Below are 12,221 nucleotides of genomic sequence, written 5' to 3'. Positions count from 1 at the left end.
ACCTCAAAAAGGCACGCCGCAGCGCAAGATCAGGTTGGCGTAGGGAGTGCATTCGCCGGTGCGTACTACTGCCTTGGCCTGAGTAGTATCTTGTTTGAATTGCTCATGGTTAATGTAGCTCACCGTAATCTCTTTGCCTTGATCGATGGCGGCCTCGGCTATTTTAGCCAATAGCTGTTGATGCAATTCGGGACTTGCGGTGATGATTTCTTGTGCCAAGGTAACGCTTTCTAGCTGCAGCTCGGTTAATAAGGCGCTTAATACCGCCAACAACCCCGGCAATCCTGGGCTAACGGCCAAGTCGATACGCTGGGGGCCACCAGGTATGGGCAAGCCTGCATCGGCTAGAACTATGCCATCAGTATGGCCGACACTGGCGACCAGCGCCGATAAATGGCTGTTAAGTAAGGTGGTTTTTTTCACAAGATTCGCCTTGTTCTGGGGCGCTGAGGCCCGAGCGGTTTAACCAGATACGACAAGCGAAACGGTTACGCAATCGATTCGATTGGCGATTGTAGACAAAAAATATATTTATTGTGCGTTTGTAATGATAAAAATGAGATCTGGATCAACAAAGTGCTCAGCAATTTTAGAGTAAGAGAAGCCAGCCGCAGTTAATGATAAAATAGCGCACAACATCGATTTTGCCACTAGTCTCATATAGGTATTTATGCTGCATTCACACTCTTTGCCGCCAGAGTTTGGCGCTTTGCTGGCTCCCATCTATGCATTTTTGCGTTGTGAGACCCCCGACGCTTGGCTCGAAGAAGCACAGAAGCCGGAAAACTTATCCATTATTTTACGGGATCATTTGCTCTGTGAGTTAAAAGCCGCGCAAAGTGCCATGTTTTTGCTTAAACGCTATGCCCTAACAGAAGAGGGCATTAGTGACATATCAAAGATGATTGAGCCTTATGAACAATTTGCTTATACAAGAGTGGGTAGTCTTAGCACCTTAAAAGGTAAGAACGTCTTGTCTAAGTTAATTAAAGCGCGTCCTGACTGCGCTTATGGGCAAGATATGATTGATAAGATGGTACTGCTGATCAGGGAAGAGCTGCACCACTTCTATCAAGTGCTAGAAATTCTCGAAGACAACCAGATCAAGTACGACCCCATACCGGCTTCACGATATGCCAAGATGATGCTGAAAAAAGTTCGAACCTTTGAACCAGAGGCGCTAGTAGATAAACTTATTATTTGTGCATTTATAGAAGCGCGTTCTTGTGAGCGGTTTGCCAAGTTGGCACCCCATCTACCGCCTAAAATCGGCAAATTCTATGTGTCGTTGCTGCGATCTGAAGCTCGTCATTACCAAGATTACTTGGCGTTGGCTGAACAGATAACTGGCGAAGATATCTCCGATAGAGTGGCGCTTTTTCGAGAAATTGAAGCAGACTTGATCCTATCACCGGATGCTAACTTTAAGTTCCATTCGGGAAGCCCTAGCCCTTTCGGGCAGCTTTAAGCCGCCAGTTATACGTTTTACGCCATACGTGTTACGCCTTACGTTAAAGACAAACACCGTCCTTCTTTAACGTATAGCGTAAGGCGTACAGCGTATAACTGCCTTTACCTTTTATTGTGATGCCACCGATATTCGTTATTGTAGTTTTGTAGTAGGCGTAAGCCTTGTTCGCTTTGCGGAGTGGTTAGCACCTTGTGGGTGGGGCCGGCTTCTACTATGTGGCCGTCGTGCATTAAAATTACGTGGTCGCTGATGTGGCGTACCACGCCAAGATCGTTGGCGACTAATACGTAAGATAATCCCAGCCGGGTTTGTAGGCTCAGCAGCAGGTTAATAATTTGCGAGCGCACCGAAATATCCAGATTAGAAATAGCCTCATCGGCGACAATTATATTGGGTGATAAAATTAACGCTCGGGCCAGCGCTACTCGCTGCTTTTGGCCGGTTGAGATCATTTGCGGATAAAAGTGATAATGATCAGGTAGCAAACCCACCATGCGCAAGGTTTCCAACACCAGCTCGTGGCGTTGCGTGGCATCTAGGCTGGTGTTTAAGCTGAGCGGCATTTCTAGAATCTTACCAATACTACTGCGTGGATTAAGCGCGGTGTTGGGGTCTTGAAAAATCATGCGCAGTAGCTGGCAGCGTTTTTTATCATCTCCTGGCTCAATTTTCTCGCCGTTGATATAAATATTGCCCTGAGTGGGTGGCATCACGCCGGCCAGCACCTTCGCCAAGGTGCTTTTCCCCGATCCCGAGTCGCCCATAATGGCCAGCGTTTGGCCGCGCTCAAGAGTAAAAGATAACGGATGAAACGCGGTTTTGGTTACCTTGCGAAAAAATCGCGTATGGGTGACAAACCCTTTGCTGAGATTATCGACCTTAAGTAGCGGCACCTGACTCATGACTTAGGCTTACCTTTTGGCATATTAAGCGGAAAGTGACAGTAATAGCTTTGCCCCTTGTACTTGGCCAACGGTGGGGTGATGACACACTGTTTTTGGGCGTTAGGGCAACGTGGTCCTAACCGGCAGCCAATGGGCAGGCTTTGTAGGGGCGGTATGGCACCGGGCAGTATATTCAGTCGCGATTTATGAGGCAGACTGCCATCTAAATCCGGCATCATCTGTAATAAAGCAGCGGTATAAGGGTGATGTGGTTTGGTGAGCAATTGCTCGCGGGTGCCTGACTCTACCGCCTGACCGCAATACATCACGGTAATATTGTCCGTTAACTGCGCAAACGTTGTTAAGTCGTTGCTGATCAGCAAAATGGTGGTGCCGGAGAGTTTATTTACCTTCTCGAGTAGGCGTAATATTTGTGCCTGATTAGAGGCCTCCATCGCATTAGTAGGCTCATCGGCCACCAATAACTTGGGCTGATTGGCAATGGCCATGGCGATCATCACCTTTTGGCATACTCCCTCCGACAGCTCAAAGGGATAGGAACTCATCACCGCTTTCGAATTGCGAATACCCACGCGGTGTAACAGAGATACTGCCTGAGTGTAGCGCCAGTTCCAGTGCTGCCACCATGCACCTTTTATTTTTTGTGCTGGCATGGCTTCTTTTAACTGAGCGCCAATGGTTTCTGACGGGTCTAGGCAGCTAGAGGGCTCTTGAAATACCATGGCAATGTCTCGACCCATGATGCGCCGGCGCTCTTTAGGCGATAGGGCAAGCAAGTCGATATTGTCGAAGTGCATGCGGTCGGCCGTTACATGCCAAGTATCTTTGGCAATGCCGACGATGGTTTCGGCGACCAGACTTTTTCCTGACCCCGACTCGCCTACCAAGCCGCGAATTTCGCCATCGGCGAGTGTGAGACTAAATTTATCGACCGCCTTCACGAGTCCTTGAGGGGTCTCAATTTCGATGGTGAGGTTGCGAATGTCCAGCTGTGGCATTAGTCCATTACCTCATTAATTGCTTGGAGTAGTCCTTCTCCGACCATATTGATCACCAATACAGATAACAGAATTGCCAGCCCAGGTAATGCCACTGTCCACGGAGCAAGAAACACTAACTCCATGGCATCCGCCAGCATGGTGCCCCATTCAGGCTTAGGGGGTTGAGCGCCTAACCCTAAAAAACCCACGGCGGTAATGTCCAAAATGGCGGACGATAAACCACGGGTTGTTTGGCTTACTATGGCGTCACTTAAGTTAGGCAGCACGCCATAACGCAGCATGTGCCAGCGGGTGCCGCCATCCAGACGCAGGGCGGTCAGGTACTCTTTTTGCATCTCATCTGACACCGCGTTATAGATGGCGCGGGTAAACTGTGGCGTTAGCGCTAGCGTAATGGCAATCAGTGTATTAAAAAGACCGGGTCCCAGTATGGCGACAAAGATAATGGCCAATAGCAAAGAGGGAATGGACAGCAGCGTATCTAAAAAATGATTAAGAATACTGGCCTTAAAGCCTTTGCTCATGCCACCAATAATACCAATACCGCCGCCTACCAGTAGTGCAATTAACACCGCCAGTACGCCATTACCAAAGGTAAGGCGTGCGCCAAATATTAGCCGCGACAGCATATCGCGCCCTAAGTCATCGGTGCCAAAAAAGAAGTCGACATTACCATCGTCAGCCCAAGAGGGCGGCATCAGCAAGAGGTGAGAAAATTGCTCATTAGCGGCATAAGGTGCCAGCCACGGCGCGAGCAGTGTTAATAGTGACAACAACCCTAAGCCCCATAAGCCTGTCATGGCCAGCATATTACGCCTAAATACTATCCAGGTTTGTTCGCGTGGCGAACGCACATGCACTTCTGGATAAATATTACCCCTGCTTGGCATAAATGGCCTTCCTTCTGGCTGGGTAAATTAAGGTGGACATCACTTCTACTGCGGCACTAGCTACTATGGTGAAGGTGGCAATGGCCAACGTGCCGCCTTTAATCGCGGCATAGTCTTGCAAGGCAATGCTGGTTACCAACCAGCGACCTAGGCCTGGCCAGTCGAAGACAATTTCGGTCATAATTGCTGAGGTCAGCACGGTGCCAAACTGTAACCCTAGGGTAGGAATAGCCATGGGAAAGGCGTTGCGCAGGCCGTGGCGTAAAATGACATGTCTGTCGCTTAACCCTTTGGTGAGAACGGCGCGAATGTAGTTTTGCTTAAGTACGTCGAGCAGAGCGCTGCGAATTTGGCGGATAACCTCGGTGGTGGGCACGATGGCTAGCACCAGAGCAGGCAACACCAAATGACGCAATGCGTCTAAAAAGGCCGGCCATCGATACTGATTATCGGTAAGCAGGGTGTCTATGGTCATAATGCCGGTGACTTGTTTCACTTCATATAGCAGGCTGAGTTGTCCTGACACCGGTAGCCAGCCTAAATTAAGCGAGAAAAACATCACCAGTAATAATCCTAACCAAAACACCGGCACCGAATAACCAATGAGGGTACCGGTGAGGATCACGGTGTCTTGCCAGCGGCCTAATCGTAAGGCCGCTAAGGTGCCTGCGGGTATCCCCACTACTAGCGACACAATAAACGCGGCGAGGCACAGCTCTAAGGTGGCGGGAAAATACTGGCTGAGTGCGCCCAGCACTGGCAGACCTGAGACGCTAGATATCCCAAAATCACCGGCCAGCAGTTGATGCGTAAAGGCGAGATAACCGCTAAAAAAATCAGGCGAATGGTCGCTCATTAGCTGAAATTCCAGCACATAAGCGATAAGCGTGAGCATAATGAGCGTACTGAGCAATAGCGTGAGGCGGCGCAACAAATAAAGCAGCATGATTACTCCTTGTAGGCCCGATGAAAGGCAACTCCGCCATAAGGCAGCAATTGTAGCCCCTTTACTTGACGACGATAAGACAACAATCGCTGACTGTGTATTAGAGGGATCACGGCCATATCCTGATAAGCCAGCATTTGGCCGAGTTGATAATGCTTACGACGCTTGTCTTGTGAAGACTCTGTGAGCGCTAAATCTAATTGCTGTTCGAATAAAGGCTGGCACCAGCGGCTGGCATTAGTGCCAGCGGCAATGGCCCGACAACTCAACAGGTTGCGTAATATATTATCTGGATTAGGGGTGTCGGCAGACCAGCCAGTGAGCACCGCATCGTGGCTGCCGGCCAGTAGCTTGCGGCGTAATAACTGCTCATCCAGAGGTTGTAGGCTGACCTTAATGCCAAGCTTAGCCAAGCGCTGCTGAATAATTTGCCCGGTTTTCAATCCGTCTGGATTATAACTTCGCTCGCCAGCTGGCATAAGTAAGGTGATGCTCATGCCCTCGCCCTCGCTTATGCCAGCTTGTTTGAGCAACCAGCGAGCGCGATCTAAATTCGCCGGTGGCATAACCAGTGTGGAGTCATACGTCCAAGAGGTGGGGGGCAGCAAAGACTCGGCCAGCTCACCGGCATTAAAGTATACGGCCCGAAGAATATCTTGTCGTTCTAGCGCCAGACTAAAAGCCTTGCGTACGCGAATATCATTAAAGGGTGCTTTCTGTGTGTTTAGTGCCAGCACCGACACGTTCATGCCGGCGGTCTCGCTTAATAACAGGTCGGGATGGCGCTCGATCACCGCCAGTTGGCTGGCCGCCGGGTTGGCCATCGCATCACATTCACCCGACAATAGCTTGGCTAAGCGCTTAGACGACTTAGGGGTAATGTCGAACACCAATTGCTTTAATATCGGTTGACCGCGCCAGTAATCAGGGTGGCGATAATAGCGGATAAACTCATCGGGACGATAAAATTCGAGCTTAAAAGGCCCGGTGCCTATCGGTTTTCTGTCCAATTGCTTAGGGGTGCCCGCAGCCAGTAACTGTTCGCCATATTCTGCCGACAGGATCACTGCATAATCGGTAGCCAAATAACTAAGAAAATCGGCATCTGGGCGCGTTAATATAAATTCGACTTGGTGTGCGTCAATCACGCGCACTTGGCTGACTAACTCTGACCAGTTAACCCCGCTGAAAAACGGATAGCGACCGCCACCCACCTCATGATAGGGGTGCTGTTTATCTAAAATGCGGTTAAAGGTAAATGCTACATCGTCTGCCGTTAGCGGACGGCTGGGACTAAACCAAGGAGTTGTGTGAAATTGCACCGCCTTGCGCAAGGTAAAACGATAGCGCAGGCCATCGTCATCGCGCTGCCATTGGGTGGCAAGCGAAGGCATGAGTTGCTGGTTGCTTGGGTCGAGACTCAACAGATGGTTATATAGTTGATGCGCGGTGGCATCGAGCGTTTCGGTAGACATCACCAGTTGTGGATTAAAACTCAGTGGCGCGTTGGCGATACAATACAATAAGCTTTCTTGTGCCAGTTGTCGGTGGCCGTTGCTCTCACCGTCACATCCTGCCAGTAATAGGCTGCTTAGCAGCCCCCAAAGCCATACACGCATTGCTTAATCCTTGAGTTATTCTTGCCCGCCGAGGGGAAGCTGTGCGGCATGTTTACGCAACAGGCCACGTAGTTGATGATAACTTAACCCCAGTTGTTCGGCTGCTTGGCGCTGATGATAATGAGTGTGCACTAGTGCCGCTTTTAGCAAGCGCACTTCTTGTTGCGCTAAGTGCGTTTTTAAATCGGTTGGCAAGACAACGCTTTCATCTGCTTTAATTCGGCTGTTTGTATCCGGTCGCCACGGTGAGGCAAAGGGATCTAAATATAACGCCTTTAGCGTTACTTCTGGCTGACCGTGGCGATATAAACTGCGCTCAATCACATTCTTGAGTTCTCGCACATTGCCAGGCCAGGAGTGAGCCAGCAACTGCTGTTGCACCGCATTACTGAAGCCTGCAAACAACGGCCAGCCCAGCTCCACGCATAAATTAACAGCAAAATGTGCTGCCAGACGAATAATATCGTCTTCACGTGCGCGCAAGGGCGGCAATGTAATCACATCAAAGGCCAATCTATCAAGCAGATCGGCACGAAAGTCTCCCTTTTGTGCCAATGAGGGCAAATCCTGATTGGTGGCGCACACTAGTCGCACATCTATCCGTACCGCCTCGCTGCCGCCCACTCGTTCAAATTCACCGTATTCAATCACCCGCAGCAACTTTTCTTGTACTCTCGGGCTGGTGCTGGCGAGCTCATCCAAAAACAGAGTGCCGCCATTCGCGCGCTCAAAGCGACCTAAATGACGTTTTTGTGCACCAGTAAAGGCGCCCACTTCGTGGCCGAATAACTCAGTTTCTAACAGGGTTTCGGCGAGGGTGGCACAGTTAAGAGAAATAAAGGGCTGTTGCCAGCGCGGCGATAAGTAATGCAAGCGATGGGCAATCAACTCTTTGCCTGTGCCGCGCTCGCCCACCACCAGCACCGGCTTGTGCAGTGGAGCCAATAATGAAGTGTGCTCTAACACGGACAGTAATGCATTGGATTGACCAATTAATTCATCATGTTGCATAAGTGCCTCACGAACTTAAAAAAGCGGTACGCCTTACGCTAAAGATAAACATCGAAAGAGCAGTGAAGGGTGAAGCGTAAAGGGCTAAGGGGTAGACCTAACCCACATTAATCTTAAAACCCCGAGACTTTTGCAACACTTCTTTGCGTTATGCCGTCTTACTGGCTCCTGATTGAGTCCGTCATGACAGCCCAGTATCTGCTCTTTCTCTATGCCGTCTTGCCGGGCTTGCCCCGGTATCTCTCTTTTAAGTCGATTGAAATCGACCTACATTACTCCAAGTTCCTGACCCACATCAGGAAGACGGTTTAGTGGTTAAATTTACCACATAGTGGTTATTTTTGCCTGCAGCTCTTTCTTTAATGTAAGGGTGAAATCAATAATTTCTTTAATTTCAAGTGTTTAAATTTATCTCTTGAGTTGGCACATAAATTGTAAGTATAGGGTGTAGAGGGATCTAGCACACTGCTAGTTAACCATGGTCATTTTATATAAAGGGTACCTTATATGAGTATTTTTTCTCGTTTAGCAGACATTATTAACGCCAACTTAAACTCGTTGCTGGATAAGGCCGAAGACCCGGCGAAAATGGTGCGGCTTATTATTCAGGAAATGGAAGACGAGCTGGTACGTGAGCGTTCAAACCTAGCGCGTTTTCTGGCGGAAAAGAAAGACGTATTACGTCAAATAGAGCGCCACCAACAGCGGGTCACCGAATGGCAAGGTAAGGCAGAGCTGGCGCTAAGCCGAGATCGTGAAGATTTGGCGCGGGCGGCCTTACTAGAAAAAAGTAAACAGCTAGATTTGCTGAACGCGCTGGATCACGAGCAGCAGGTGGTGGGTGAGGGTATCGATAAATTATCGCAAGCCATAGGTGCGTTGGAAGACAAGTTAATAGATGCCAGATCGCGACAGCAAGCCATGCAGCTGCGTGAGCGCAGTGCGCAAAGCCGTATTAAAGTGCAAGAGCGAGTGCGCCACAGTGAAACGGCCTCGTCGATAGATAAGTTTGATCGCATGGAGCGAAAAGTAGATGAGTTAGAAGCAAAGGCGGATATTTACAGCCAAAGTAAGGGCTTGGATCAGTCGTTTGCCGAGTTGGCAGTGGATGACGTCATTAGCCAAGAGCTAGATAAGCTAAAGGCAAAGTTGAATAAACACGAGGAGCACTAATGTCAGAGCTGGCTTGGGCCTTAGTGGCCCCATTAAATATCTTTTTGTTTCTGGTGGTGCCCATTTGGCTGGTGTTGCATTATCGCAGCAAGCGTCGGCTAGATGAAGGGCTGGGCGAAACCGCCCGAGTACGATTAGAGCAAAGTCTTACACAAACCGAACAACTGGCCGAGCGGGTAGATATCCTAGAGCGGCTATTAGATCAGGAGGTTCCCGGATGGCGTCAACCTTAATCAACCTATATCGTGACAAACGCAACGGCAAGCTGGGGGGCGTGTGTGCAGGTATTGCGCGCAAGGTAGGAGTTGAGCCTTGGTTAGTACGAGTGCTGGCAGTGACTGCTTTGGTGTTTACCAGCTTTTTAACACTGGTGCTCTACATTGCCGCCTGGCTATTGCTGGACGATCGGCCACAAGTAGCAGAAGCGGGGCCGAGTCATGTAAAAAGCGCCGGCTGGCAGTCGGGGTTGTCACCGAATGATGCGCTAACGCGCCTCGAAACTCGCCTGCAAGGGCTGAACGGCCGCGTGGCCAAAATGGAGCGCTTGCTCACCTCGCAAGAGTTTCGAGTGCGCCGAGAGTTCAATGATCTGGATAAACATTAAGAAAGGCATGATCAGTGCAGACAAGGCAGATGGGTATATTGATACTAATGAGCGGGTATATCTTGAGGCGTTGGCGCACAAGCTAAATTTGCCAACCGAGTTGGTGGCGCATCTTGAGCAGCAGATATTACAGGGAATAATACAACAGGGAGTAATGCACTAAATGGGGTGACCGACGGGGCTCGAACCCGCGACAACCGGAATCACAATCCGGGACTCTACCAACTGAGCTACGATCACCATAGATGGCGCGCCCTGCAGGACTTGAACCTGCGACCACCCGCTTAGAAGGCGGGTGCTCTATCCGGCTGAGCTAAGGGCGCTTTGTTGCTACATCATACTACCTTTATGTCAGGTAATACTCTGCGCTAACGGGGCGGGATAATACCCATTTGCCCTGCAGTGGTCAACGGCTTTGTCTTGTGCCGTGGGTCGAATAGCCTTAATCATGGGTTATGAGTAAAAATACAGCAAAAGCAAGAGTGAAAGCCGTTGGTGCTTGCTTATCAAAGCGGTGAAAAAATGCGACAATCGGCGCAGGTTTATAAAGGTGAGAATCAACGCAGATGTCAGCTCAAATAATCGATGGAAAAGCGATTGCACAAGCGGTACGTAACCAAGTGGCCGAGCAAGTGGCCGAACGAACCCGCGCCGGAAAACGCGCGCCTGGTTTGGCGGTTATATTAGTGGGGGCAAATCCAGCCTCACAGGTGTATGTGGGCAGTAAACGCCGCGCCTGTGAAGAGGTGGGGTTTGTCTCTAAGTCTTACGACCTGCCCAAAGAGGCAACAGAACAGCAACTGTTGGAGTTAATCGACGAGCTGAATCAAGATAACACCATAGACGGCATTTTGGTGCAGTTGCCGCTGCCTAATCATATTGATAGCACACCGGTTATTGAGCGAATTCATCCGCACAAAGACGTAGACGGCTTTCATCCCTACAATATAGGTCGACTGGCTCAACGGATTCCTGCGCTGCGCCCCTGTACTCCTAAAGGCATTATTACTTTGCTTGAGCGCAGTCACATTAAAACCCATGGTCTTAATGCGGTAGTGGTTGGAGCCTCTAACATTGTGGGCCGCCCGATGACGCTAGAGCTGCTGCTGGCTGGTTGCACCACTACTACTTGCCATCGCTTTACTGAGGGTTTGCAGGCTAAGGTAGAGGGAGCCGACTTATTGGTAGTGGCGGTGGGTAAGCCTAACTTTATTCCAGGTCATTGGATAAAGCCCGGTGCAGTAGTTATTGATGTGGGTATTAATCGAAAGGAAGATGGTGGCTTGGTAGGGGATGTCGAATATGTGGTCGCCGCCGAGCGAGCTGCTTATATTACGCCGGTGCCCGGTGGCGTCGGCCCGATGACGGTTGCTTCGTTAATAGAAAATACCCTTATTGCCTGTGAGCGTTATCACCAAGATAACTAACATTACAACACTCGGAGCTAGGGATTAAATAATGTTTGCCACGCCTCTTGGTTACGAGAGGCACGCAAGTGCACGGACGAAGAGCAAAAGCATAAAATGTTATATTATAAGGTCTTAACCTAATAAGGTCCTTGTTTTCTCTTGATTTTTCCGTGCAGTTCCGTGGCGAAGAAATTTTTAGTTCAGGGTGTTAGGTTTACCCCTTCGCTCTTTACGCTTCACTCTTTACTCTTTACCTTCATTTAATAAGGACAGCGTATGCAGTGGCCCAGCAAGGATGTGCTTTACACGGTAATCTTTGGCACCGAGACACCTGCGGGCCGCCGCTTCGACTTAGCACTCATTGTCGCTATTTTATTGTCGATAGTGGTGCTGTTTTTAGATTCAATGAGCTCGGCTCGTGCCCATATTGGCGGTACGCTGTATGTTCTTGAATGGACCTTTACCCTGTTATTTACCTTAGAATATGGGGTTAGGGTGTATTGTGCCCATAATCGACTGGCCTATATTCGCAGTTTTTACGGTATTATCGACGTACTAGCTGTTATGCCAACATACTTGTCAGTGTTTATTCCTGGCCTCAGTTTTCTACTGATGGTGCGGCTACTTCGTGTGCTGCGAATTTTTCGTATTTTAAAGCTGTTTCGCTATGCCAATGAAGCCAATGTGTTATTGCGATCTTTGAATCACAGTCGCCGTAAAATAATGGTCTTCTTTAGCAGTCTGTTTATATTGGTAACGCTGTTTGGCTCGTTATTATATGTAGTGGAAGGGCCGGAAAACGGTTTTACCAGTATTCCACTTAGTATTTATTGGGCCATTGTCACCATTACTACGGTAGGGTTTGGTGATATTACGCCACAAACGCCGCTAGGGCAGGGTATTGCTGCGGTGACTATGCTGATGGGCTACGCCATTATTGCGGTACCAACCGGTATATTGAGTGCTGAGCTGGGGCGAGAAATGCGCCGAGAATACGATATGCGCCATTGCCCGCTATGTGACAAGACCGGCCATGATAAAGACGCCAGTTACTGTAAGTACTGCGGAGGCGAAATGGAGCCAAAACAAGATCCAGAAGCTGCAGCAGCAGTAGCCGCAGAGAAAGATTAAAGGCTAAAACTATTTATGCCACGGAAAAGAGTATGAAGGGTAAAGAGTGAAGGGGCAAATC

Annotated in this window: 14 protein-coding genes and 2 tRNA genes; 7 read left to right on the top strand and 9 right to left on the bottom strand. The window is 49.4% G+C overall.

Annotated elements, in window-relative coordinates:
* Positions 1 to 3: 3 nt before the first annotated feature.
* Positions 4 to 423: a D-ribose pyranase gene (gene rbsD, locus ACFQ1C_RS12760; protein WP_379559002.1), complete on the bottom strand. Its 420-nt coding sequence runs from the start codon at positions 421 to 423 to the stop codon at positions 4 to 6.
* Between the two features lie 247 nt (positions 424 to 670).
* On the opposite strand from rbsD, the gene miaE reads away from it, so the two are divergent.
* Positions 671 to 1,468 (top strand): tRNA isopentenyl-2-thiomethyl-A-37 hydroxylase MiaE, encoded by a 798-nt coding sequence (gene miaE, locus ACFQ1C_RS12755; protein ID WP_379559001.1) that lies wholly within the window; start codon positions 671 to 673, stop codon positions 1,466 to 1,468.
* A gap of 104 nt (positions 1,469 to 1,572) precedes the next feature.
* Here miaE and ACFQ1C_RS12750 read toward each other — a convergent pair whose 3' ends face one another.
* The 6 genes from ACFQ1C_RS12750 to pspF are packed head-to-tail and all read right to left on the bottom strand — an operon-like array spanning position 1,573 to position 7,843.
* A complete protein-coding gene (locus tag ACFQ1C_RS12750) occupies positions 1,573 to 2,373 on the bottom strand; it encodes a peptide ABC transporter ATP-binding protein (RefSeq protein WP_379559000.1) in 801 nt (266 codons plus the stop codon).
* Positions 2,370 to 3,374 (bottom strand): peptide ABC transporter ATP-binding protein, encoded by a 1,005-nt coding sequence (locus ACFQ1C_RS12745; protein ID WP_379558999.1) that lies wholly within the window; start codon positions 3,372 to 3,374, stop codon positions 2,370 to 2,372. The genes ACFQ1C_RS12750 and ACFQ1C_RS12745 overlap by 4 nt, the downstream gene beginning before the upstream one ends.
* Positions 3,374 to 4,267, bottom strand: a complete 894-nt coding sequence (locus ACFQ1C_RS12740; protein WP_379558998.1) for an ABC transporter permease subunit — start codon at positions 4,265 to 4,267, stop codon at positions 3,374 to 3,376. The genes ACFQ1C_RS12745 and ACFQ1C_RS12740 overlap by 1 nt, the downstream gene beginning before the upstream one ends.
* Positions 4,251 to 5,213 (bottom strand): ABC transporter permease, encoded by a 963-nt coding sequence (locus ACFQ1C_RS12735; protein ID WP_379558997.1) that lies wholly within the window; start codon positions 5,211 to 5,213, stop codon positions 4,251 to 4,253. The genes ACFQ1C_RS12740 and ACFQ1C_RS12735 overlap by 17 nt, the downstream gene beginning before the upstream one ends.
* Positions 5,214 to 5,215: 2 nt before the next feature.
* On the bottom strand, positions 5,216 to 6,832 hold the full coding sequence (locus ACFQ1C_RS12730) for an ABC transporter substrate-binding protein (RefSeq protein ID WP_379558996.1): 1,617 nt from the start codon (positions 6,830 to 6,832) through the stop codon (positions 5,216 to 5,218).
* Positions 6,833 to 6,847: 15 nt separating this feature from the next.
* Positions 6,848 to 7,843 (bottom strand): phage shock protein operon transcriptional activator, encoded by a 996-nt coding sequence (gene pspF, locus ACFQ1C_RS12725; protein WP_379558995.1) that lies wholly within the window; start codon positions 7,841 to 7,843, stop codon positions 6,848 to 6,850.
* A gap of 507 nt (positions 7,844 to 8,350) precedes the next feature.
* On the opposite strand from pspF, the gene pspA reads away from it, so the two are divergent.
* The 4 genes from pspA to ACFQ1C_RS12705 are packed head-to-tail and all read left to right on the top strand — an operon-like array spanning position 8,351 to position 9,783.
* On the top strand, positions 8,351 to 9,016 hold the full coding sequence (pspA, locus tag ACFQ1C_RS12720) for a phage shock protein PspA (RefSeq protein WP_379558994.1): 666 nt from the start codon (positions 8,351 to 8,353) through the stop codon (positions 9,014 to 9,016).
* Positions 9,016 to 9,249 (top strand): envelope stress response membrane protein PspB, encoded by a 234-nt coding sequence (pspB, locus tag ACFQ1C_RS12715; RefSeq protein WP_379558993.1) that lies wholly within the window; start codon positions 9,016 to 9,018, stop codon positions 9,247 to 9,249. The genes pspA and pspB overlap by 1 nt, the downstream gene beginning before the upstream one ends.
* The gene (gene pspC / locus ACFQ1C_RS12710; RefSeq protein ID WP_379558992.1) at positions 9,234 to 9,620 is read left to right on the top strand and encodes an envelope stress response membrane protein PspC; all 387 of its coding nucleotides are present in this window, start codon (positions 9,234 to 9,236) and stop codon (positions 9,618 to 9,620) included. The genes pspB and pspC overlap by 16 nt, the downstream gene beginning before the upstream one ends.
* Positions 9,601 to 9,783 (top strand): hypothetical protein, encoded by a 183-nt coding sequence (locus ACFQ1C_RS12705; protein WP_379558991.1) that lies wholly within the window; start codon positions 9,601 to 9,603, stop codon positions 9,781 to 9,783. The genes pspC and ACFQ1C_RS12705 overlap by 20 nt, the downstream gene beginning before the upstream one ends.
* A gap of 1 nt (position 9,784) precedes the next feature.
* On the opposite strand, the gene ACFQ1C_RS12700 is transcribed toward ACFQ1C_RS12705, so the two are convergent.
* A tRNA-His gene (locus tag ACFQ1C_RS12700) sits at positions 9,785 to 9,860 on the bottom strand.
* Between the two features lie 6 nt (positions 9,861 to 9,866).
* Positions 9,867 to 9,943 (bottom strand) — tRNA-Arg (locus ACFQ1C_RS12695).
* A gap of 243 nt (positions 9,944 to 10,186) precedes the next feature.
* Here ACFQ1C_RS12695 and folD point away from each other — a divergent pair.
* Complete coding sequence (gene folD, locus ACFQ1C_RS12690; RefSeq protein ID WP_379558989.1) at positions 10,187 to 11,047, top strand: bifunctional methylenetetrahydrofolate dehydrogenase/methenyltetrahydrofolate cyclohydrolase FolD; 861 nt, start codon at positions 10,187 to 10,189, stop codon at positions 11,045 to 11,047.
* 258 nt (positions 11,048 to 11,305) lie between these two features.
* Entirely contained in the window at positions 11,306 to 12,160 is an 855-nt protein-coding gene (locus ACFQ1C_RS12685; RefSeq protein WP_379558988.1) for an ion transporter, read from the top strand.
* Positions 12,161 to 12,221 lie beyond the last annotated feature (61 nt).

Origin of the sequence: Oceanisphaera ostreae (assembly GCF_042676125.1) — a bacterium.
Classification (GTDB): Bacteria; Pseudomonadota; Gammaproteobacteria; order Enterobacterales; family Aeromonadaceae; genus Oceanimonas; species Oceanimonas ostreae.
The sequence above is the reverse complement of the archived record's forward strand: the minus strand, read 5'-3'. Positions and strand labels throughout refer to the sequence as shown.

Bases quoted from the DNA above. Each gene is read 5' to 3' on its own strand.
- miaE (WP_379559001.1), top strand. From the start codon at position 671: ATGCTGCATTCACACTCTTTGCCGCCAGAGTTTGGCGCTTTGCTGGCT.
- ACFQ1C_RS12750 (WP_379559000.1), bottom strand. From the start codon at position 2,373: ATGAGTCAGGTGCCGCTACTTAAGGTCGATAATCTCAGCAAAGGGTTT.
- ACFQ1C_RS12745 (WP_379558999.1), bottom strand. From the start codon at position 3,374: ATGCCACAGCTGGACATTCGCAACCTCACCATCGAAATTGAGACCCCT.
- ACFQ1C_RS12740 (WP_379558998.1), bottom strand. From the start codon at position 4,267: ATGCCAAGCAGGGGTAATATTTATCCAGAAGTGCATGTGCGTTCGCCA.
- ACFQ1C_RS12735 (WP_379558997.1), bottom strand. From the start codon at position 5,213: ATGCTGCTTTATTTGTTGCGCCGCCTCACGCTATTGCTCAGTACGCTC.
- ACFQ1C_RS12730 (WP_379558996.1), bottom strand. From the start codon at position 6,832: ATGCGTGTATGGCTTTGGGGGCTGCTAAGCAGCCTATTACTGGCAGGA.
- pspF (WP_379558995.1), bottom strand. From the start codon at position 7,843: ATGCAACATGATGAATTAATTGGTCAATCCAATGCATTACTGTCCGTG.
- pspA (WP_379558994.1), top strand. From the start codon at position 8,351: ATGAGTATTTTTTCTCGTTTAGCAGACATTATTAACGCCAACTTAAAC.
- pspB (WP_379558993.1), top strand. From the start codon at position 9,016: ATGTCAGAGCTGGCTTGGGCCTTAGTGGCCCCATTAAATATCTTTTTG.
- pspC (WP_379558992.1), top strand. From the start codon at position 9,234: ATGGCGTCAACCTTAATCAACCTATATCGTGACAAACGCAACGGCAAG.
- ACFQ1C_RS12705 (WP_379558991.1), top strand. From the start codon at position 9,601: ATGATCTGGATAAACATTAAGAAAGGCATGATCAGTGCAGACAAGGCA.
- folD (WP_379558989.1), top strand. From the start codon at position 10,187: ATGTCAGCTCAAATAATCGATGGAAAAGCGATTGCACAAGCGGTACGT.
- ACFQ1C_RS12685 (WP_379558988.1), top strand. From the start codon at position 11,306: ATGCAGTGGCCCAGCAAGGATGTGCTTTACACGGTAATCTTTGGCACC.